Source organism: Collinsella aerofaciens, assembly GCF_902501475.1.
Lineage (GTDB): Bacteria > Actinomycetota > Coriobacteriia > Coriobacteriales > Coriobacteriaceae > Collinsella > Collinsella aerofaciens_AL.
Map to the genome: position 1 here is coordinate 12,199 of NZ_CABWIF010000057.1, position 20,547 is coordinate 32,745.

17 protein-coding genes and 1 tRNA gene are annotated in these 20,547 nt (G+C 61.4%); all 18 read right to left on the bottom strand.

Features of this window, described 5'->3' with window-relative positions; all coding sequences use genetic code 11:
* Positions 1 to 61 precede the first annotated feature (61 nt).
* A complete protein-coding gene (locus tag GDJ93_RS08835; RefSeq protein WP_152068525.1) occupies positions 62 to 583 on the bottom strand; it encodes a type II toxin-antitoxin system VapC family toxin in 522 nt (173 codons plus the stop codon).
* On the bottom strand, positions 580 to 939 hold the full coding sequence (locus GDJ93_RS08840) for a type II toxin-antitoxin system RelB/DinJ family antitoxin (RefSeq protein ID WP_152068526.1): 360 nt from the start codon (positions 937 to 939) through the stop codon (positions 580 to 582). Before GDJ93_RS08840 ends, GDJ93_RS08835 begins: the two co-directional genes overlap by 4 nt.
* 106 nt (positions 940 to 1,045) lie before the next feature.
* Positions 1,046 to 3,688, bottom strand: coding sequence for an ATP-dependent Clp protease ATP-binding subunit (locus GDJ93_RS08845; protein ID WP_152068527.1), 2,643 nt, complete (start codon positions 3,686 to 3,688; stop codon positions 1,046 to 1,048).
* A 192-nt stretch (positions 3,689 to 3,880) separates the two neighbouring features.
* Complete coding sequence (locus GDJ93_RS08850) at positions 3,881 to 4,570, bottom strand: TetR/AcrR family transcriptional regulator (protein WP_152068528.1); 690 nt, start codon at positions 4,568 to 4,570, stop codon at positions 3,881 to 3,883.
* Positions 4,554 to 8,993 (bottom strand): acyl-CoA dehydratase activase, encoded by a 4,440-nt coding sequence (locus GDJ93_RS08855; protein ID WP_152068529.1) that lies wholly within the window; start codon positions 8,991 to 8,993, stop codon positions 4,554 to 4,556. Before GDJ93_RS08855 ends, GDJ93_RS08850 begins: the two co-directional genes overlap by 17 nt.
* A gap of 281 nt (positions 8,994 to 9,274) precedes the next feature.
* On the bottom strand, positions 9,275 to 9,823 hold the full coding sequence (locus GDJ93_RS08860) for a DUF2798 domain-containing protein (protein WP_022094319.1): 549 nt from the start codon (positions 9,821 to 9,823) through the stop codon (positions 9,275 to 9,277).
* Between the two features lie 313 nt (positions 9,824 to 10,136).
* Complete coding sequence (locus GDJ93_RS08865) at positions 10,137 to 11,705, bottom strand: threonine/serine exporter family protein (RefSeq protein WP_226812569.1); 1,569 nt, start codon at positions 11,703 to 11,705, stop codon at positions 10,137 to 10,139.
* Between the two features lie 418 nt (positions 11,706 to 12,123).
* The gene (gene lysS / locus GDJ93_RS08870; RefSeq protein ID WP_152068530.1) at positions 12,124 to 14,088 is read right to left on the bottom strand and encodes a lysine--tRNA ligase; all 1,965 of its coding nucleotides are present in this window, start codon (positions 14,086 to 14,088) and stop codon (positions 12,124 to 12,126) included.
* A 79-nt stretch (positions 14,089 to 14,167) separates the two neighbouring features.
* Positions 14,168 to 14,638 (bottom strand): transcription elongation factor GreA, encoded by a 471-nt coding sequence (gene greA, locus GDJ93_RS08875; protein WP_006234960.1) that lies wholly within the window; start codon positions 14,636 to 14,638, stop codon positions 14,168 to 14,170.
* A gap of 106 nt (positions 14,639 to 14,744) precedes the next feature.
* Positions 14,745 to 15,020 carry a twin-arginine translocase TatA/TatE family subunit gene (gene tatA / locus GDJ93_RS08880; RefSeq protein ID WP_022094895.1) on the bottom strand — a complete coding sequence of 92 codons (276 nt, stop codon included), beginning with the start codon at positions 15,018 to 15,020 and terminating at the stop codon, positions 14,745 to 14,747.
* 112 nt (positions 15,021 to 15,132) lie between these two features.
* Positions 15,133 to 15,209 (bottom strand) — tRNA-Pro (locus GDJ93_RS08885).
* A 49-nt stretch (positions 15,210 to 15,258) separates the two neighbouring features.
* Positions 15,259 to 16,155: a 4-(cytidine 5'-diphospho)-2-C-methyl-D-erythritol kinase gene (ispE, locus tag GDJ93_RS08890; protein WP_226812570.1), complete on the bottom strand. Its 897-nt coding sequence runs from the start codon at positions 16,153 to 16,155 to the stop codon at positions 15,259 to 15,261.
* A 2-nt stretch (positions 16,156 to 16,157) separates the two neighbouring features.
* Complete coding sequence (locus tag GDJ93_RS08895; protein WP_006234957.1) at positions 16,158 to 16,454, bottom strand: Veg family protein; 297 nt, start codon at positions 16,452 to 16,454, stop codon at positions 16,158 to 16,160.
* 183 nt (positions 16,455 to 16,637) lie between these two features.
* Positions 16,638 to 17,084, bottom strand: a complete 447-nt coding sequence (gene dtd / locus GDJ93_RS08900) for a D-aminoacyl-tRNA deacylase (RefSeq protein WP_148331907.1) — start codon at positions 17,082 to 17,084, stop codon at positions 16,638 to 16,640.
* 3 nt (positions 17,085 to 17,087) lie between these two features.
* Positions 17,088 to 17,729 carry an RdgB/HAM1 family non-canonical purine NTP pyrophosphatase gene (rdgB, locus tag GDJ93_RS08905; protein ID WP_152068531.1) on the bottom strand — a complete coding sequence of 214 codons (642 nt, stop codon included), beginning with the start codon at positions 17,727 to 17,729 and terminating at the stop codon, positions 17,088 to 17,090.
* A gap of 142 nt (positions 17,730 to 17,871) precedes the next feature.
* Positions 17,872 to 18,597: a ribonuclease PH gene (gene rph / locus GDJ93_RS08910; RefSeq protein WP_099432108.1), complete on the bottom strand. Its 726-nt coding sequence runs from the start codon at positions 18,595 to 18,597 to the stop codon at positions 17,872 to 17,874.
* Between the two features lie 54 nt (positions 18,598 to 18,651).
* Positions 18,652 to 19,536 carry a glutamate racemase gene (gene murI / locus GDJ93_RS08915; RefSeq protein WP_035137557.1) on the bottom strand — a complete coding sequence of 295 codons (885 nt, stop codon included), beginning with the start codon at positions 19,534 to 19,536 and terminating at the stop codon, positions 18,652 to 18,654.
* A 51-nt stretch (positions 19,537 to 19,587) separates the two neighbouring features.
* Positions 19,588 to 20,499 carry an HAD family hydrolase gene (locus GDJ93_RS08920; RefSeq protein ID WP_152068532.1) on the bottom strand — a complete coding sequence of 304 codons (912 nt, stop codon included), beginning with the start codon at positions 20,497 to 20,499 and terminating at the stop codon, positions 19,588 to 19,590.
* Between the last annotated feature and the right edge of the window lie 48 nt (positions 20,500 to 20,547).

The window sequence follows — 20,547 nt, forward strand, 5'->3', positions numbered from 1 at the left end:
CGAGCGCCCTCGCATCATCGGCTAACGGCGGGGAAACGCCACTTTATTAAGATAAAGCAGGTTAGACGGACTGCGCCGAAGGGACGTTGGACCCTTCAACCAACCTCAAAGCTTGATCAACGTTTATGCATACGCCATTGGTATGTTTAATGAGGTTTTTGTCCTCCGTCACGACGTAATCGGCATCAATGCGATTGGCGACGCCCAGCATCAGGTCGTCCTCGAAGTCGTTGTGATGATACTTGAACACAAAGGAGTCGAAGACCTCGTCTGCACCGACCGGCGCGATGAGGGCGAGCTCGCGCATCTGCCGAACGCATGCCCAGGCCGTTTCGTCCGCCGCCGCAATGGCGTTATCGCTCAGCGAACCATTCTTCCTTCGGCACTCCCTCTTAATCGCCGCCGAGACAAGATACGAGACATCTTTGACCGAAAGAGACGAAGCAAACAGGGCAATCTGCTCCGAGACATCGGCAATCTCGAATAGACGGACAACATCCGCTGTCCGGTCCGACCTTCCAGAAAAGTAATCCATCCATACGTTGGTGTCGATGAGCAACTTGAGAATGCCGTCTGCACTCATAGCTCCACCCACTCGGGATAGCGCTCCGCCATTGCTTCCTCATAGAGGTCATCGTAGTCACCCGAGAGGTCGGGAACAGGGATGCCGTATTTGAGGCACGCATCGTGCACGATGTGGCTGCCCTGCGTAACCCTTGATTCCACCGACGCAGTCGCTGGCACGTTAGAGCTCGGTACCGCAACCCCCGATCTCGAGGGCATGCATCCGTTGACGACCAGATATTCCCAAAGTGTCCGCACCGCTTGAGACGGCGTCATGCCGATATGCGCCAGCACGGCGTCCCCAGCCTCTTTGAGTTGGCGATCCATGCGCACATTCATCTGGACCGGCCGTGAGTCGAGTACCGATATAGGCATGCTAGCTCCTTCTGCTATACATATTTATATTTCGAGTATAGCACCATTTACTCATAAAAAAGGGGCGCCCCGACAGGAGTGCCCCTTCGCAAAGCTATGTTAATCCCTACAGCGCGCCAGAGCCGGCTTGCATCATGCCGCCGGGGCCCGAGGTCACGCCGCCGCTCACGGGCGAGGCGTTGCCGGTGTGCGGTGCCGCCGGGACGGTATCGCCACCGAGTGTGCCCGCCGGACGCGGTGCCGGGATCTCGCCCGTGCCGTGGCTAAAGACAAACTTGCCATCGGCCACGTCGCACAGGACGGTATCGCCCTCGCCCCACTCGCCGGCCAGAAGCTCCTCGGACAGCGGGTCCTCGATGAGCTTTTGAATGGCGCGGCGCAGCGGACGCGCACCGTTGGTGAGGTCGGTGCCCTCGGCCACGATCTTGTCATAGGCCGCATCGGTGAGCTTGATGTTCATGCCGTTGGCAATCAGGCGCTGACGCAGGTCGTCCACCAGCAGGTGCGCGATCTTGGTCAGGTTCTCGCCCGAGAGCTTCTGGAACACCACAATGTCGTCGATACGGTTGAGCAGCTCGGGGCGGAACAGGCGCTTGAGCTCGCCCATCGCACGGCCCTTGATCTCACTCGAGGTGAGGCCCTGCTCGCCGGTGGTGCCAAAGCCAACGCTCGCATCCTGCGCGATCTCGCGGGCGCCCACGTTGGACGTCATGATGATCACGGTATTGCGGAAGTCGACCGTCTTGCCCTGGCTATCAGTCAGGCGACCCTCCTCCAGCACCTGCAACAAAATGTTGAAGATGTCGGGGTGCGCCTTCTCGATCTCGTCGAACAGCACGACCGAGTACGGGTGACGACGAACGGCCTTGGTAAGCTGACCGCCCTCGTCGTGGCCCACGTAACCCGGAGGGCTACCGATAAGCTTGGAGACCTCGAACTCGCTGCCGAACTCCGACATGTCGAAGCTGATGAGCGCGTCCTTACTGCCAAAGAGGTACTCGGCGAGCGTCTTGGCGAGCTCGGTCTTGCCTGTGCCGGTGGGACCAAGGAAGATAAAGCTACCACCGGGACGACGCGGGTCCTTGAGCGGCGAGCGGCTGCGGCGCACGGCCTTGGCGACGGCCTCGACGGCCTCGTCCTGGCCGATAATGCGGGTCTTGAGCACGCTTTCGGTCTGCAGCAGGCGACGGCTCTCGCTCTCGGTGAGCGAGGAAACCGGCACGCCAGAGGTCACGGACACGATGTCGGCAATCTGACTCACGTCGATGGTGAGCGGGCTGGCGTCGAGCTCGGCGGTCCAGGCGGCCTTGGCCTCGGCGAGCTCAATCTCGGCGGCCTTCTGCTGCTCGGTGATCTCGGCGGCCTTGTTCATGTCGTCGCTCTCGGTGGCCTCCTGCGCGGCGGCCTTAAGCTCCTCCACGCGATGCTCGGCCTCACGCACCGGCTCGGGCGCGCGATTCGCGGCGATGCGAGCGCGGGCACCGGCCTCGTCAATGAGGTCGATAGCCTTATCGGGCAGGAAGCGATCCTGGATGTAGCGGTTGGAGAGGTTCGCGGCGGCCTCGATAGCACCCTGCGTATAGCGCACATGGTGGTGCTCCTCGTAGCGCGGCTTGAGCGCGGTCAGGATCTTGACCGTGTCCTCGACGCTCGGCTCCTCGACATCGATGGTCTGGAAGCGACGCTCGAAGGCCGGGTCCTTGGTGAGGTACTTGCGGAACTCCTCGGCCGTGGTGGCACCGATGATCTGGAAAGCACCGCGTGCGAGAACGGGCTTGAGCATGGAGCTCGCGTCGATGGAGCCCTCGGCAGAGCCGGCACCGATGATGGTATGCATCTCGTCGATAAACAAGATAACGTCGTCGGCTTCGGTCGCCTCCTGGATCACGTTCTTGAGGCGCTCCTCAAACTCACCGCGATACTTGGCGCCCGCGACAAGACCCGGCAGGTCGAGCGTCCAGATATTCTGGTTCATGAGGTTCTCGGGCACGTTGCCGGCTGCAATCTGCTGAGCCAGGCCCTCGACGATGGCCGTCTTGCCCACGCCGGGGTCGCCCAGAATGAGCGGGTTGTTCTTGGTGCGACGCGAAAGAATTTCCATCATGCGCTGGACTTCCTTTTCGCGACCAATTACAGGGTCGAGCTCGCCGTCGCGCGCCTTCTGCGTCAGGTTGGTGGCGAACTGCTTGAGCGTGTCGGTGCCGCTCCCCTTTTGCTGCGAGGCGTCCGAGCCGCTAAAGAACGGCAGGCCCGCACCGGGACGACCGGCGCCGGCTCCGGCGAGCGGACGCTTCTTGTCCTGATCCTTGGCGGTAAGCTTTTCGATAGCCTTTTTAATGGAAGCGGACGACACACCCAGGCGCATGAGGATGTCCATGGCCATGCCGTTGCCCTCTTCGACGATGCCGATCAGCAAGTGCTCGGTCGACACGTAGGTCTGGTTGTTCTCACGCGCCACGCGGAATGAACGCTCCATCACGCTAATGACGAGCGGCGTAAAGGCGAGCTTGGCCGCCTCGGTCTCCTCACTGGGCTCGGGAACCGTGGTCTGGACCTCTTTGAGAGTATCCATGATGTCATCGTAGGAGATGTCGAGCGAGCGCAGCGCCTCAGCGGCAATGCCCTCGTCCTCCTTGGCAAGCGCGAGCAGCAGATGCTCGGTACCCACCTTATTTGAATGAAGATCGAGCGCCTCCTGCTTGGCCATGGACATGACCTTGCGCGCTCGATCGGTAAATCTATCTAACATGCTCGTTTCCTTACATGAGTTCATCGAAATCAAAACGCCCGCCCGTCGGCGGCGCTTTTGTCTCTTTACCCACAGGTTGTCTATGTTAACAGCTGGAGGAATATCTATAAACCCGGCTCACATGAATGCAGGTTATGACCGCATCGCGGGACTCACCGCGCGATGCGCGACAGGCGCCCCGCAAGAGAAACCCTAGGTGTCTTTCACCACGTCGGGACTCGTCGCACGCGATGCGCGATAGGCATCGGCCTCCTTGGAGACGCGTTCGAGCAGCTCGGATGTATCGACGCCCTCGACTTGCGCGACCGTTTCCACCGTCTGCATGGCGACCGCCCTCAGGTACGCGCACGCGCTGTCCCCCAGCTGCTCGAGGTCTATCTCCTCGCCGCCCTCCCGGGCAAAGCCGACCGCCATCACAAAGCCCATGATGCCCGAGACCAGAAAGCCCACCGCAAAGCTCGAATCTGCCTTGAGCTCTTCTCCGTCGGGGTGGACGATCTCTCTCACGCGGTCGATGATGATCGTATGGATGCCCTGCACGACCTGCTCGGCGGCACCCGCCCTCATGGTGATGACGATGCGCCGCAGCAGGCAGCGGACGTCGCGCCGGTCGAACGCCGAAAGGTCGCCCTCGCTCGAAAAATGCCAGAGGGCATCGGTGATGAGCTCGTTATCCTGCAGCAGCTGGGCTATGGCGATGGCGACGAGTTCATCGAAATCGTGAAAATAGTAGTAAAACGTTCCGCGATTGCACTGGGCGGCGCGGGTCACCTCGCCAACCGACAGCTCGAAGATGCTGTTGTTCTCGATGAGCTCCCAAAACGCCTCGATGATACGGGTGCGTGCATCGGGCGCATCGGCGTCCTTACGCGGTCTCGCCATGCGCCTCACCGCACCCCTGCGCCTTGGCGTTCATGATGAGCATCTGAAGACGGTTCTCCACGTTGGCGAAGCTCACGTCGGGATCGTAGTCGAGCGGCAGGAACTGCGCCGTGGGATACTGCTCCTTGAGCGCATGGATGAGCCCGCGCCCCACGACATGGTTGGGCAGACACCCGAACGGCTGCAGGATCACGAAGTTGCGGCAGCCGCGCTTGGCGTGCTCGAGAATCTCCGCCGGAATCAGCACGCCCTCGCCCGCATCGAACGTATGGTGCAGGATCTTATCGCTCGCGCGCACGAGCTCGGGCATGCGCGTCGGCGGCTCGTAGAGCGGGCTCGCCGCGCCCAGGCGGTCGCAACGGTCGTGCGCGAGCTCGAACAGGTTGTCCGCCGTGGCGTACCAGGCCTTTTCGGGCAGCGACAGGTCGACGTGGAACTCGCGCGACTGCGCATGCTTGTAGAAATAGGTCTTGCGGATCACGTCGGTCATGCGCGCCTCGATGACCTCGAGCCCGTTGTCCTCGAGGTAGCGCTCGATCTCGTGGTTGGCGCCGAGATGGAAATTGAGCAGGTACTCGCCCACGATGAGAACGGTCGGATGCGGGTTCGAGCGGTCGTACGGAACGGCGTCCATGATCGCAAGCGCGCGTTTGAAGCCCGTCGCCTGGCCTCTCAGCCCGGAGCGCTCCATGCCCTCGATAACCTCATCGAGCGCGCGGTCGAACGCAGCGTCCGCCGCGCCCTTCTCGAGCTCGTAGGGACGGATGCGCCTAAGCATGGCCTCGAGGGCATCGATCATGGGAAGACCGTAGGCGATCTGGATGCTCGGGCCAAGGCCGAGCTTGAAGCCCGGATGCGCATTGTGGGCATCGACGTCGTCGTTGGTGAGCACCGGGACATAGTCGTATCCCGCGTCGTCGAGCGCGCGGCGCAGCAGGGGCATGTAGTGCGTCAGGCGGCAGTCGCCGATATACTTGCCAGTCACCACGGCGACGTCGTGCGGGTCGTACTTACCGCTCTCGAGTGCCGCGAGCGCCTCGCCGATCACGATTTGCGCGGGGAAGCAGATGTCGTTGTGCACATAGCGTTTGCCCAGGCGGATGGCATCCTCGCGCCCGATATCAAGGGCCTCGGCGCGCACGCCCTGATTGCGCATCGCCGCGGTCATGAGCCTGCAGAACGCATGGGAGGTGTTGGGGACCAGCGCGATCTTGTCGTGCCGGTCGCGCTTGGTGTACTTGACCTTATACGGGTCGTCGAGCGGATGGACCGCGTGCACCCGGGCGCCCTCGGCACGCTCCTCCGCGCGACGACGGTTGACCGACTCGATAAACGAACGCACGCGAATGCCAATGGGACCGGCGACGTCGCTCTCATCGAGCTTGATCATCATCGGAACCTTGGAGCCCATCTCGCCCATCATGCGCGCGATCTCGTCGGTGAGATACGCATCGTGGCCGCAGCCGAAGCTGCCCATCTGCACGAGCTCGAGCTCGGGCGTCGATGCGACGATGACCGCGCACGACAGCATGCGCGCATGGTAGTTGTTCACGATGTCGATGCGGCTGTTGGAAAGATCGACGTTGCAGACCCCCGGCACCGCATCGGGCGTCAGCACGGGGATGCCGCGCTCAGAGAAGAGCTTGGGCAGCCCGTGGTTGACCAGCGGGTCGTTGTGGTACGGGCGCGAAGCGATCACCACCGCGTAGCCGCCGTCCTCGCGCACGTTCTCGAGCACCTGCCTGCCGCGCAGCTGCAGCTGGTTCTCAAACGTCTCCTGCGCGCGGTCCGCCTGCTCGGTCGCCTTGGCAACCAGGTCGGCATCGATATCGAAGGTCTCCTTGCACCACGCCTTGAGCTGGCGGTTTCGGTCGCCCTCGTCGTACCAGTGGAACAGCGGCGTATCGAACGGAACGCCGAAACGCTCCTCCGGGTTATCGGAATTGCGCATCACGTAGGGGTATCCCTTTACGACGGCGCACATCCACTCGCTGGTAGAGGCGGTGTTTTCGGTGGGCACCGTCGTGATGATGGGCATGAAGATGCGGTCGACGCCGGCGTCGACGAGATTGCGGATGTGCCCGTGGACGAGCTTGGCCGGGAAGCACACGGTGTCGGATGTGACGTGCGCCAGACCGCGCTCGTACATCGCCTTGGTGCTGCGTCCCGAGACGCGCACCTTAAAGCCGAGCGTGCTGAAGAACGTCGACCAGAACGGCATGGTGTCCCAGAACTCGAGCACACGGGGAATGCCGATCGTGACATCGCGCCCCCCGCAGACGGGAACCGTGGGGTACAACTCGAACAGCAGCTTCTCGCGGTCGACAAAGAGATTGGGGGCAGCCGCGGTCCGGTCGCGCCCCGTGCCGGGTGCCTGTGCCTCGCAAGCACCCTGCGGACGCAGCTCCTCCGCCGCGGGAACCTCGCGCACGAGCTCATCCCATGAGATGGCGCCGCCGCGCGGGCAGCGATTGCCCGTGACGTAAAGCGAGCCGTCGCCAAATGCCACGACCGCGCGCTGGCAGCGGTTGTTGCACCGACGGCAGGTAACGCCGCCGAACTCGCGATGCTCGAAGCGCTCCACGGCATCGAGCCCGATAAACGACGTGCCGGCGTCGCCCTTGCGGCATTCCTCGCGCGCGAGCAGGGCGATACCGATAGCGCCCATCAGCCCCGGGTGGGGCGCACGCGTGACGGGTTTGCCCAGATACTGCTCGAATGCGCGCAGCACCGCGTCGTTTCGGAACGTGCCGCCCTGGACGACGACTTTGTCGCCCAGACGGTTGAGATTTGAAACGCGAATGACCTTGGTGAACACGTTCTCGATAATCGAACGGCAGAGACCGGCCATGATGTCGCCCGGACCCTTACCGCGCCGCTGCTCGGAAACGACGCTGCTGTTCATGAACACCGTGCAGCGGCTGCCGAGAACGGCGGGGGCTTTGGACGAAAATGCCTCGGTCGCGATATCCTCAACGGCTATTCCGAGGTTTTTGGCAAAACCCTCGAGGAACGAGCCGCAGCCCGCAGAGCATGCCTCGTTGACGACGATATCGGTCAGCACGCCGTGGTTGAGCCAGATGGCCTTCATATCCTGTCCGCCGATGTCGAGCACGAAGGTCGCATCGGGAACGCATGCGCACGCGGCGCGGGCGTGCGCGACCGTCTCGACCGTATGGTAGTCGGCGTGGAACGCGCGCGCGAAAAGCTCCTCGCCGTATCCCGTGGTGCCCACGGCATCGATCGCAAGCGTGACTCCCGCTGTCTCCCAGCGGTTCTTCAAGCTGACAAGACCCTGTTGGGCGACGTCGAGCGGTCTGCCGTTATTAGACGCGTAGAACGAATCGACAAGCTCACCCGCCTCATCGACCAGGGCGAACTTGGTCGTCGTGCTCCCCGAATCGATACCGAGCGCCACACGCACCGTCTCTCCGGGCGCATACGCATCCGGACCCTTTGCCGGCGTCTCTTTGCCATGGCGTGCCGTAAAATCCGCCTGCTCGGCAGGTGTGGCAAAAAAGGGCTGGGCAAGACGTCCCTCCCCGCTTGCGGGCGCGACCGTCTCGAGCTTATCCAGCCGGACAAAAGCGTCGGGAAGGTCGATCGGTTGGGACGATGCGAACATGTCGGTCAGCGACAGGGCGGCACCGCGCGCGACCATGATCTGCGGATCGCGCGGGACGATAACCTGATCGTCCGATAGATTCAGTTGCTCCCGGAACACGCGGACCAGCGTGGGGTTGTAGGCGAGCGTACCGCCCTCGAAGATTACCGGCGGCTCGATGTCGATACCCTGGGCCAGACCGCCGATCGTTTGGCGGGCGACCGCGTGAAGCGCCGAAAGCGCCAGGTCGGTGGTAGGAATGCCCTCGTTGAGCAGCGGCTGGATATCGGTCTTTGCGTACACGCCGCAGCGGCCCGAGACCTCGTGGACGGTCGTTCCCCGGCTTGCGAGCTGCTCGAACTCGCCCGATTCGGTGCCGACCCCCATGAGCTTTGCCATCTCGTCGATAAATGCACCGGTACCGCCTGCGCACGAGCCGTTCATGCGCATGTCGGCAACCTCGATGTCTCCCTTATCGTTGGTGCGGAAGAAGATCATCTTGGCGTCTTGGCCGCCCAGCTCGATGGCGCAGCGCGTCTGCGGATAGAACCTGCTGATCGCGAGCGCGTTGGCGACCACCTCCTGAACGTACGAGGTGCCCAGCGCGGTCGCGATATCGCGCGCACCCGAGCCGGTCACCGCAACGCGCAGTGACTCATGGGGAAAGCGCTCGGCGAGCTCGCCGAGCATGGCGTGCACGCTCGCTGTCTGACACGCCCCGTGGCGGCGATATCCCCACCACGCCTCGGTCATATCCTCGTGCATCGCGTAAACTTTGGTCGTCGTCGACCCTACGTCCAGTCCTACTAGCAACGCCATAATGCTCCGTCTCTCGCATTTTTCCCGCTAGAGATATACCACTCTACGTAATACAACAGACTGTTGTATTTAAACTCCGTATAAAAAGCGGCTGCCGAAACGCTTCAGCAGCCGCCGAATGCACCAACAGATTGTTCTGCGCGCTAGCACGTCGGGCAACGGAGCAGCACGGGCCCTCCGGTCATGCGCACCGCTCACGCCCGCGATGTCGCCGAGAGAGCTATCCACGCTTAGGGCTCCAACCAAGCAAGTCGCCCGCGCTCAGCAGATCCCTAAGCGAGCTACTCGCACTCAGGAGCCATAGCCTGCTCCAAGAGCTCGGCATGCTCCTCCTCGAAAACCGTCCCCACAGGGAAGGCGCGACGGAAGACGAAGCGGGAAATCGGACCGGCTACCAAAAGGTTCCACGGCAGCGCCATCACAAAATTATGCGGGATGTTGATCATCCAGATCGCGGGCACGGAATACAGGTTCGCAAGGATGCCGCCGGGCATGTGCGTCAGACCCTCACAGGCACCGTACAGCGACATGATGATGACCATGGGAACGACCATGCAGGAGCTGACGGCGAGCGTCATGGCAAGTGGCGAGCTCTTGCCCGGCGTGACCAAGTACTTAAAGGCGAAACCCTTGGCGAGCGGGCTGGCGACGAACCAGTCGCAGCACATGGCAAAAATGTAGGCAACGGGGAAGCCGAGCCACGCAGTGGCAACGACCTCGCCGTTGATGGCCCCGTGCTGCAGGGCAACGTTGTAGATGCTCATCCAGAGCACCATGCAAAAGCACATGATAAAGGTGAACAGCAGGCTCTCTCGTTTGTTGATAGGCATAAAGGGCAGATTCCTCTCTGTGTTGTACCGCGGCGCCACGCAACAAAAACGGGCGGGCAAGATGGAGCTGTTGGAACTTCATCTCGCCCGCCCGTGGTACGCGCGTCTGCGACTACTTATGTGGTGGAACCAGCCTAGCACGAAACGCATGCGCTTCGTAAGCGTTGAGTTTATGAAGATGCAGGGCACCGATAATCCCCCGACCCCATAAGTTGCGGTGGAATACGGACTGTTTTGACCCTTTAAGCAGCAATTCAGTCCCTATTTCACCGCAACTCATTTGGTGCAAAGTAACCTGTCTCCCTTGCACCAATTAGCTGGTGTGGCGCCAGCGAGGGTCGGTGAGCGTACGCGCCACACCCAGGCCAACGGGCAAAAACGCCACGATGAGCACTGCGCGCACAAACCAGCCGAGCATATTGACTGTGTCGAAGGTGCACATGTAATACATCGAGCGATACAGATACAAACCCGGCACCATAATGACAATCGAAGGCACCGTGAGGGCGATACGCGGGTAGGTGAGCTTGACTTCGGCCAAGCTTGCCAGCAGACCCGATACCAGCGCGCCGATAAACGCTGCTGCCTCGGGAGGCATTCCCGTGCTGAGGCCCAGGAAGGGAATCATCGTCGGCGCATCGACAAGGGTCAGACGCAGGGTATTGGACACGGCGCCGATCAACCCAGCTGCCGCGGCCATCTTTACCGGGCTGTTGAACATCACCGAGAAGCCGAATACGCCAACGAAGCTCATCACCACGCGTAGGAGCGTAAGGGCAAGCGGCGAAAGGCCCAGTGGGGCAAAGTCGTCCGGCGCCAGGCCAACACACTCGGCAACCATCCAACCTACGAGCGTCGCCATCACAATAATCGATACGGCATATGAAAGGCGCTCGATACCGCTTCGCATGTCGAGCTTAGCAATGTCGAGGCCTGCCGTAATGAGCGGAAAGCCGGGAATCACAAAGAGCATGGCGCCGATATAGCCTTCTTGGTGCGACATTGCCCCCGGTATGACCTGGCCAAGGCCGAGCAATGCCAGCAGATACGAAACGCAAGCGAGCGCAACACCAGTCGTCAGCGCGCTGAACTGACCAAGGCCTTGCTTGAGAATATGGGAGCGAGCAAAGTTACCGACACCAGCGCCTACGAATGCACAGGCCATCTCGATAGGGCCGCCGCCGAGCAAAAAGACGAAGGCGCCGCAAGCACAGGCTGCCGCAAGGCCCTGTTGCCAGGGAGAGTAATCGGGCTTTGAGCTCTCAACGGTCCTGAGCATCTCGTGATACTCGTGCACCGTGAAGCGACGACCATAGGTCTCGATTTCCTTGAGGAAACTCTCCATCATCCAAATGCGATGGGTATTGACGCCCGTTGTGGGCAAGCTGACGACCTCATTAAAGCAGTGGCCATCTTCGATGCAGGTGCACTCAAACGACAGAAGACTTAAGTCAACGTGGATGGTGACACCGAGTACGGCGGCAACACGATTCATGGTATCGCGCACGCGCCAGGCACCCGTTCCGCTTGCCAGCATAAGCATGCCGGTGCGGCAGATGATGGATGATTTATCGGTGAGCGGCGCATCGACGGCAAGCTCATCGCCTGCCGTCACGATCTGGTGCCAGTCAGTTTTCATATGGAGCGCGCCGGCACGAACGCCGTGGTGCATGGGGGCTCTCGAAAGCAGCGAGTTAAGGCGCGAAGGCTGTGAGGGCTCCGCCGATTCGCCCTCGTCCTCGTCGGGCTCTTCATCGACCAGATCAAAGGAATCAAGCGGCGCTGGCTCGCGACGGTCGATCAGCTCCTCGTCCTCATCATCAAAGTAGTTGAACTGATCGAGCATGTCCTCTTCGATTGCGCGCTCGCTCGCGTCGTCCATCCCGGTGCTCCCTTCCTATCGACTAACCCCCATCCTAGGCAGCAACGGCTAAAGGAAACATAAAAGAGACGGCTGTCATGCATGGAAGGCGCAAACCCCCAATGCGTCGGTAGATCCCCAACGACTAGGACTGTCCCCAAGTGCCGGCAGAAAAGGAACGTCCCTAAGTGCCAACCAGGGCAACACCGCAGATAGAGGACGGACAGCGAAAGCCCGCCAGAGCGAGCAAGGTGCCTTCAAGCAAAATGGCGCCGCAGGTTGAGCATAAGTCAGCGAGCGGGCCGCATTTGAGACAAGGTGACGTGAAACGAAAGGGCGCTGACCTTTCGGTCGCGCCCTTGAAGTTGAACGTCAGATTGTCCAAATGCGGCCCGCGTAGCGTCGAGCCGTTACGCGGTTCGTAGAACCGCGTAACTAGTTAGTACATCTTTGCACCGGCGGGGATGGAGGCGTCGAGCTGGATCAGGTTGAGGCGCTCCTCGCCCTCCTCCTCGTGGACAGCGCTGATCAGCATGCCGTAGCTGGGAATACCCATCATCTTGCGCGGAGGCAGGTTGGTGATGGCGAGCAAGGTCTTGCCAACCAGGTCCTCGGGCTCGTAATAAGCGTGAATACCGGAGAGGATGGTGCGGTCGGTGCCGGTGCCGTCGTCGAGCGTAAAGTTCAGCAGCTTCTTGGACTTCTTGAGGGCCTCGCATGCCTTGACCTTCACAGCGCGGAAATCGCTCTTGGAGAAGGTATCAAAGTCGACGAACTCCTCAAACAGCGGCTCAACGGCGATCTTGGAGTAATCGAGCGTGGGCTTAAGCGACTTAACGAATGGGCTCGCGGCGTTGCCGGCCTCTGCAGCCTTGGCGGCAGCGGCACCGGACTGGAAACCCTTCTCGGGCTTCATGTGCGGGAACAGCAGGACGTCGCGGATAGAAGCCTGGTTAGTAAGCAGCATGACCACGCGGTCGATACCAATGCCAATGCCGCCCGCGGGAGGCATACCGTACTCGAGGGCGCGCACGTAGTCCTCGTCATACTCCATAGCCTCATCGTCGCCGCCGGCCTTCTCGGCCATCTGGGCAGCAAAGCGCTCAGCCTGGTCGACCGGGTCGTTGAGCTCGGAGAATGCGTTGGCGTACTCGTGGCCGGCGATGACCAGCTCAAAGCGGTGAGTCAAACGCGGGTCGTCCTCAAAACGCTTAGCGAGCGGGCTGACCTCGATGGGGTAATCGCACACGAAGGTCGGGTTGACGATGGTGTCCTCGCCCAGCTCATCGTAAATCTCGGCGATGATCTTGCCGGCAGTCCACTCGGGCTTGATCTCCAGGCCCTTCTCGCGCGCGGCGGCAGCAAGCTCCTCGACCGGCGTGTCGATGGTGACCTGCTTGCCGAGCACGTCGGAGACGATGTCGGTCATGGGACGGCTGGCCCACTCACCAGAAAGGTCGATGGTCTGGCCCTGGTACTCGATGACCTCGGGGTTGCCGATGGCCTTGTTAGCCGCCTTAATGACACCCTGGGCGAGCGCCTTCATGCCCTCGAGGTCTGAGAAGGCACGGTAGGCCTCCATCGTGGTGAACTCGGGGTTGTGGGTAAGGTCCATGCCCTCGTTACGGAAGATGCGGCCGATCTCGAACACGCGCTCAAAACCACCGACGATGCAGCGCTTGAGATGGAGCTCGGTGGCAATACGCAGGTAGCACTCCTGATCGAGCGCGTTGAAGTGGGTAATGAACGGCTTGGCGGTAGCGCCGCCCTGGATGGTCTGCAGGATGGGGGTCTCGACCTCCATGTAACCGTCGGACTCCATAAAGCGACGGAAGGTAGAGAGAATCTGCGAACGCTTACGGAAGGTCTCGCGAACGTCGTCGTTGGCGATCAGGTCGACATAGCGCTGGCGATAGCGGGTCTCCTTGTCGGAAAGACCGTGGAACTTCTCGGGCAGTGGACGAACGGCCTTGGAAAGCAGGGTCGCGCTCTTAGGGGCAACGGAAAGCTGGCCGCGCTGGGTGCGCACGACCACGCCGGTCACGCCCAGGATGTCGCCCAGGTCGAGGGCCTTGAGCGTATTCCAGGCAGCCTCGTCCATGTCGTTGATGCGGCAGAACAGCTGAATCTCGGCAGTCGCATCGCGCACGACGATGAACATTATCTTGCCCTGGCCGCGCTTGGCGACCACGCGGCCGGCGATCTTCACGACGTCCTCGGTGTCCTCGCCATCGGCAAGCTCGGCGTACTTAGTCTCGATATCGGCGACGTAGTCCTCAAGCTCAGAGTGCTCGGGATAGGGGTTCTGGCCCGCCTCGAACAGGGCGGCGCGCTTGGCCAGGCGGGTGGCGCGCTCGTCGTTGAGCGTCGATGCCTGATCGGCGGCGTTCTGGTTCTCTGCCATAAGTTAGCTCCTCAAACTAAAACGCTCCCCAGGATTCGGTCCCAGGGAGCGAAAACATACCTTTACGCGGGACCGTGGTCTAGCGTGCGATCTTGGCGATGGTGTAGACGCGAGTCTTGCCGGAAGGCGTAACGACCTCGACGGAGTCGCCCTCGCCGTGACCGATGATGGCGTGACCGACCGGAGACTCGTTGGAAATCTTGTGCTCGAGCGAGTTGGTCTCGGTGGTACCGACGAGCGTGACTTCCATGACCTCGCCGTTGGGATCAATCAGCGAAACGGTGGAACCGATGGAGACGGTCAGGTCGCCCGTGGTGGCAGCAACCTGAGCGTTGGCGAGGATGGCCTGGATCTCGGCAATACGAGCGGCGTTCTGGGCCTGCTTGTCCTTAGCGGCGTCGTACTCGGAGTTCTCCGAAAGGTCGCCGAACGCGCGGGCTTCCTTGATGTCCTCGACGATCTCCTTGGCGTAATCGCCCTCACGCCAAGCGAGCTCCTCGACGAGCTTCTGGCGGCCCTCAGCGGTCAGTACGATCTGGCTTGCGTCCATACGGATATCTCCCCAACTCTGATCAAACAATCAACTGTCAACAAAACGAAAAAGACCGGCTAGCCTGCGGGCAAGCCGGTCAGGTGCTCACCCCAAAGGGATGGGACTACTCTGCGTCCGCGTCGCTGTCCTCTGCCTGCTTCTTCTTGGCAGCAGCGAGCTTGGCCTCGAGCTCAGCGATCTCCTTGTCCTCCTCGGACTGCTCGACCACGACCTCCTCGGCCTGCTTGGTCTCGGCCTTATCGTCGCCCTCCATACCCTCACGGATATTCTTGACGGTAGAGCCGAGGGACTTGCCGAGCTTCGGCAGGTTCTTGGGCCCGAAGATAATCAGGACAACGACGAGAATAATGATGAGCTCAGGAGCCCTCAGTCCAAACATGTAGACCTCCACAATACAGCGAGACAAGCTCGAATGAGTATACCGCGGGTATCGCGGTATCACAACACTAGCTAAAAAAAGGGACCGCAAGAAGCGGTCCCTCCTCATGCTCTGGTCGGGTTGACTGGATTTGAACCAGCGACCCCTGCGTCCCGAACGCAGTGCTCTACCAAACTGAGCCACAACCCGTTAGCTCGACTATAGTAACAAAGATTTTCGCCGCGTGCTAGAGAAATTTTTATTTCTTTGGCGCGTCGATTTGAACCGTGTTGGAAATAAGCTCAGTCGCGCAGGCCCACCAGCCATTTTGCTGGGCAGCATCGGCAAGCCTTTCGGCCGTGGCAGCGGTGTCGCAAATGGCAAACGAGCAGGCACCCGATCCGCACACATCTACAGCAACGGTTCCGTCCTGTTTACGCAGCAAGTCGAGGACCGTTTGAATCTGCGACTCCATCTGTGCGGAAATGACACCAAGGTTGTTATGGATGAGTGCATATGCCGTCTCGGCATCACCAGCACGCAAGGCAGAAGCTATCGCGCCGGGCTTGTCCGCAGGCACCGGGGCCTCGTCAAAACGTCGATAGGCTTCAATTGTCGAAACGCTTGCCTCGCGCGGCTTGACCAGCACGACGGGCGTCGCGGGCAGCGCGGGGTACTCAGTTGCCAGCACGTCTCCCCCACCTACGTAGAACGCAGGACTCGCGTGCAAAAAGAACGGGACGTCGGCACCAATGCCCCGCGCAATATCGTCGAGCGCTGGGTCGGTGCGATCAATGCCCCAGAGCTCTGCCAAGGCGACAATGACCGCGGCCGCATCCGTCGAGGGGCCGCCCAAGCCGGCGCACAATGGAATGCGCTTCTCAATCGTCACGCAGATGTTTGCCTCGCGACCATAATGCTCGGCCATAGCAACCGCAGCCCGATACGCCGTATTCTTTTGCATGGGAAAATCTGATGCTGGAACCGTCTGGACGGTCAGCGCCTGCGCCGGCGTGACCGTCACGGTATCGGAAAGACCGACGGCCGCCATCAGGGAATCGACCCTGTGGTAGCCGCGGTCATCGCGCTCGGTATGAACCCCCAGGTAGAGGTTAATCTTTGCCGGCGCGGAAAGAGTCAGGGACCGATCGGTCACCGTTAATGCTCCTCGAGCTGATTGCCGAGCGGGGTAAAGATGTGCTCGCCGCTCTCGGGGTCGAACAGCTCGACCTGACCGGTGAGGACATCGATATACTGGTAGGACTGACGCGACTTGCGGCCGCGACGCTCGTCAACCTCGACGATAAAGACGGCGGGGTGGACGCTCTTGATGGTGCCCATGCGCTCGACGACGCGGGTACGGCCCATGTTGGCCTTCACCTTGACGCGATCGCCCACCATATCGGTCAGCTTCTCGTGGATGTCGTCGACGTGATTGACTTCCATCTCTTCCATGAACAGGGCCTCCAGAAGGTGCAATTCAAAAAGGGGATAATACCCCTAAGATAGACAAAACTCTAATACTATAGCACCCTGTTGTGGCCATACGCAAGTAGCTAAATAAGCCCCGTCCCAAATACGTACCAGACGACAACCTCGCATGACCAGTTGTTACGCGGTTTGGTAAAACCGCGTAACCTAAAGGTTGTCGGTGTCCAAGACGATGGTGAATGGGCCGTCGTTGACCAGGTCGACCTTCATGTCGGCGCCAAAGATGCCGTGCGCCACATGCTCAACGTCCTCGTGCACAAGCGTCAGGAAGTACTCGTAGAGCTCGTTGGCGACATCGGGGGCGCCGGCATCCGTAAACGACGGACGGCGACCGTGGCGGCAGTCGGCGAACAGCGTGAACTGCGACACCACGAGCACCTCGCCGTCGACATCGGCAAGCGCCAAGTTGGTCTTGCCGTTCTCGTCCTCGTTGATACGCAGCCCGCGGAGCTTGCCCCACAGCTTGTCGGCCTCGGCACGCGTATCGCCATGGCCAACACCCAGCAGCACCAGGTAGCCGCGTCCAATGCGGCCCACGCACTCGCCGTCGACCGTCACGCCGGCGTTGAGCACGCGCTGCACCACCGCACGCACGGTCTACTCCTCGCCTGTCAGCTTGGCGGACAGATGCTCGAGCGCGTGGAAACGATGGCTGATGGCGTTCTTCTCGTCAGCCGTCAGCTCGGCCATGGTCTTGCCCGGCGTGTCGACCGGCAGGAACAGCGGGTCGTAGCCAAAGCCGTGATCGCCGCGGCCCTCGTGCGCGATAACGCCCTCGCAGGCGCCCTCGCCATAGGTGACCAAACCGTCCGTGTCGATGAGCGCGACGACGCTCATAAAGCGCGCAGTGCGGCCCTCGTCGGCCACGCCCTCCAGATTCACGAGAAGCTTGGCGTTGTTGGCGGCATCGTCTCCGTGCACGCCCGCATAGCGTGCGCTATACACGCCAGGCTCGCCGTCCAGGGCATCAACGACCAAGCCAGAATCATCGGCAATGGCCATAAGGCCCGTCTCCTCAACCGCAGCCTGCGCCTTGATGATGGCGTTCTCCAAAAACGTCGTGCCGTTTTCCTCGGGGTCCTCAAAATCGCCCAGCTGGCCGAGCGCCACAAAGCGAACCTCGGGCATGACCTTGCCCAAAATGGCCTCGATCTCGGTGAGCTTATGAGCGTTTCCGGTTGCCACGACGATGGTCGCCGCCGGGTCGAGGGTGTCGATGTCGATCTTCTCAAGTGCCATAACTGGCCTCCTTGTCTCTATAGCAATACCGCGCCGAGGGCGACGAGGGCCTCTGCCTCTCCCCTCTCAATCAACGGCAGTCTTGTGTCTAGACGTCTCCGCAGATAAAACCTACCAAAATAAACCTGTCCCTTTTGGCAGGTTAGGCGAGGGCTTGGCGCTGGAGCTCGATGAGCTCGGCGATACCTTTGTCGCCCAGGTCGAGCAGGGCGTTGAGGCGTTTGCGGTCAAAGGGCGCCTGCTCGCCGGTGCCCTGGAGCTCGATCATCTCGCCGGTGTCGGTGGCGACGAGGTTCATGTCGACCTCGGCATGACTGTCCTCGGAATAATCGAGGTCAAGCAGCGTATTGCCGTCGACAACGCCCATGGAGATGGCAGCCACCTGGCCGGTAAGCGGGATGCGCTCGATCTTTCCCGCCTCGACCCACATGGCGAGGGCGTCGCGCAGCGCCACCCAGGCGCCGGTAATGCTCGCTGTACGCGTGCCGCCATCGGCCTGAATCACATCGCAGTCGACGGTGACGGTGTACTCGCCGAGCGCCTTCATGTTGACGACGGTACGCAGGCTGCGGCCAATGAGGCGCTCGATCTCCATGGAGCGGCCCTTGCGGTTGGCGTGCTCGCGCTTGCAGCGCTTGCCGGTCGATGCCGGCAGCATGGCGTATTCCGCGGTCACCCAGCCGGCCTTAGCTCCCTTTCGCCAGCCCGGCACGCCCTCCTCGATAGTGGCGGCGCACAGCACGCGCGTGTCGCCGAACTCGGCCAAACACGAGCCGTGGGCGTGCTTCATGACGCCACGGGTGAGCTTAACGGGGCGCAACTCGTTGGCGGCGCGACCGTTAGCGCGGTTGACCTGCATGTACTCCATAGAAATATCCTTTCGGCAAAAGATGTGGCGAAGGCTTTGGCGGCTGCCTTACATCTATTTCAGCTCATCGATATCGATATGTTCGATGCTCTTGAGCGGCTGACCAAAGATAAAGCTACCCGCCACCGCAAACTCGGCAATGTTATCGGCCGTCGTGGCAAAACGATGCTGCGGCTCGGCGGCGTCGCCCGCCAGCTGCTCGCGGCGCGTGAGGATATCGGTCAGCTCGCGCGTGGTCTCCTCGGCGGAACTCACGACGCGTACCCCAGGCCCCAGCGCATGGCGGATAGGTCCCACCAACAGCGGGAAATGCGTACATCCAAGCACCACGGTATCGATACCGTGGTCGCGCAGCGGCTCAACCGTGGCACCCACCAGCGCACGCACGGCAGGCGTATCGAAGATGTCCTCGTTCTCAAGCCACTGTTCCTGCAGATGTGCACCCGAGGCAAGCTCGTGTTCGACAACCTCGACAAAGCTCGAGGCAGGACAGCCGTATACATCGACGCCGGCATCTAGATCCTGAATGGCGCGCGTGTAGGCGCCCGAGCGAATGGTGAGGTTGGTAGCGAGCACGCCCACGCGACGCGTACGCGTGCTGTTGATTGCTGCACGGGCACCCGGCGCGATCACGCCGATCACGGGAACGTCGAGCACCTGCTGGGCCAAACGCAAGGCCGCAGCGGTTGCCGTGTTGCAGGCGATGACCATAATCTTGACGTCGTGCTTCGAAAGCCAACGACCCGCCTGCAACGCAAACGAGCGCACCTCATCCTCGGTGCGCGTGCCGTAGGGGCAGCGCTTGGTGTCGCCAAAGTAGTAGACGGACTCGTGCGGCAGCGCCGTCGCAATCGCGCGCGCAACCGTCAGACCGCCCAAACCAGAATCGAACACGCCAATCGGGCGCGTGTCGCCTGCCGGATTCTCGATATCGGACATTACCTCACCAGTCTCTCTCGAAAAGACATGTCCAAGTGCGGCGACGCCGCGCTACGAACGCGCCGCGACCAGCAGCTCTGCCGTCGCCGCCCAACCGTCGATAATTTTGCCACGCGTAACGAAAGCGTTCTCGCAAGCAGCCAGGAACTCAGGCGCGCCGGCGCTCGTCAGGCCATTCTCGACCAGGCAGAACGTGCCCACGTGATCGGCCATGTAGAAGTCGGACTCGGAATCGCCGAGCGCCAACGTCTCCTCGCGCTCGATCCCTAGGTGCTCGCAGAAGCGCGCAATGGCGACGCCCTTGTTGAGACCCGCGGGATTGATGTTGAATGCGCGGCCGTCCTCGACGCGATCGAGCTCGAGCGTCGTCGGCTTGGACAGGTGAGTCAGATGGCCGTTGCACGCCCAGATCAGACCGCAGCCGGCCTCGTCCAGGATGGCCTGAACCTCATCGTCGGGCACATCGCCGCGCATGCCGACGGTGACCTCACGGTATTTGTAGCCGGTCGACATGTCGTTGTGATACTCGATCTTGTGCGGCCAGCGGGCGAGGATCTTCTCGCACACGCCGGTCTGCTCGATCACCTGGTGCGGCGTGAGGCCGCAAGAGGGGTCGTAGGGCATGTCGCCGGTCAGATACTCCCAATCGTTGGCTTTAAGGTCGTACATGACCAGACCGCCCATCTCGCCAATGTAGGAGTTGAGGCCGAGCACGCGCGCGTCCTCGTGGATCATGGTACGGTTGCGGCCCGAGGTGGGAACCACCTGAATACCAGCGCGAGCGAGCGCCACGACGGCCTCGACGAGTTTGGTCGAGGGGTTGCCGTCGTTGTCGCGCAGCACGCACGAGCCGGGTGCAAGCATCGTGGCATCCAGGTCGGTAAAGACGTACTTGACCTTGGCCAAGCGCTCGCGCATCTCGCCCGAAAGCTCGGCGACGGTCGGCAGGGTATTGTGGGACATGGTTACTCCGTTTACGTAGAAGGGTTTGGACTTGGACGGCATGTTTTG

Excerpts from the sequence above, each read along its gene's own strand:
- GDJ93_RS08850 (WP_152068528.1), bottom strand. The coding sequence starts at position 4,570 with ATGGCGAGACCGCGTAAGGACGCCGATGCGCCCGATGCACGCACCCGT.
- GDJ93_RS08920 (WP_152068532.1), bottom strand. The coding sequence starts at position 20,499 with ATGTCCCACAATACCCTGCCGACCGTCGCCGAGCTTTCGGGCGAGATG.
- tatA (WP_022094895.1), bottom strand. The coding sequence starts at position 15,020 with ATGTTTGGACTGAGGGCTCCTGAGCTCATCATTATTCTCGTCGTTGTC.
- GDJ93_RS08845 (WP_152068527.1), bottom strand. The coding sequence starts at position 3,688 with ATGTTAGATAGATTTACCGATCGAGCGCGCAAGGTCATGTCCATGGCC.
- rph (WP_099432108.1), bottom strand. The coding sequence starts at position 18,597 with ATGGAGTACATGCAGGTCAACCGCGCTAACGGTCGCGCCGCCAACGAG.
- GDJ93_RS08865 (WP_226812569.1), bottom strand. The coding sequence starts at position 11,705 with ATGGACGACGCGAGCGAGCGCGCAATCGAAGAGGACATGCTCGATCAG.
- GDJ93_RS08840 (WP_152068526.1), bottom strand. The coding sequence starts at position 939 with ATGCCTATATCGGTACTCGACTCACGGCCGGTCCAGATGAATGTGCGC.
- GDJ93_RS08855 (WP_152068529.1), bottom strand. The coding sequence starts at position 8,993 with ATGGCGTTGCTAGTAGGACTGGACGTAGGGTCGACGACGACCAAAGTT.
- GDJ93_RS08835 (WP_152068525.1), bottom strand. The coding sequence starts at position 583 with ATGAGTGCAGACGGCATTCTCAAGTTGCTCATCGACACCAACGTATGG.
- lysS (WP_152068530.1), bottom strand. The coding sequence starts at position 14,088 with ATGGCAGAGAACCAGAACGCCGCCGATCAGGCATCGACGCTCAACGAC.
- GDJ93_RS08860 (WP_022094319.1), bottom strand. The coding sequence starts at position 9,823 with ATGCCTATCAACAAACGAGAGAGCCTGCTGTTCACCTTTATCATGTGC.
- rdgB (WP_152068531.1), bottom strand. The coding sequence starts at position 17,729 with ATGGCACTTGAGAAGATCGACATCGACACCCTCGACCCGGCGGCGACC.
- greA (WP_006234960.1), bottom strand. The coding sequence starts at position 14,638 with ATGGACGCAAGCCAGATCGTACTGACCGCTGAGGGCCGCCAGAAGCTC.
- GDJ93_RS08895 (WP_006234957.1), bottom strand. The coding sequence starts at position 16,454 with ATGGAAGAGATGGAAGTCAATCACGTCGACGACATCCACGAGAAGCTG.
- murI (WP_035137557.1), bottom strand. The coding sequence starts at position 19,536 with ATGTCCGATATCGAGAATCCGGCAGGCGACACGCGCCCGATTGGCGTG.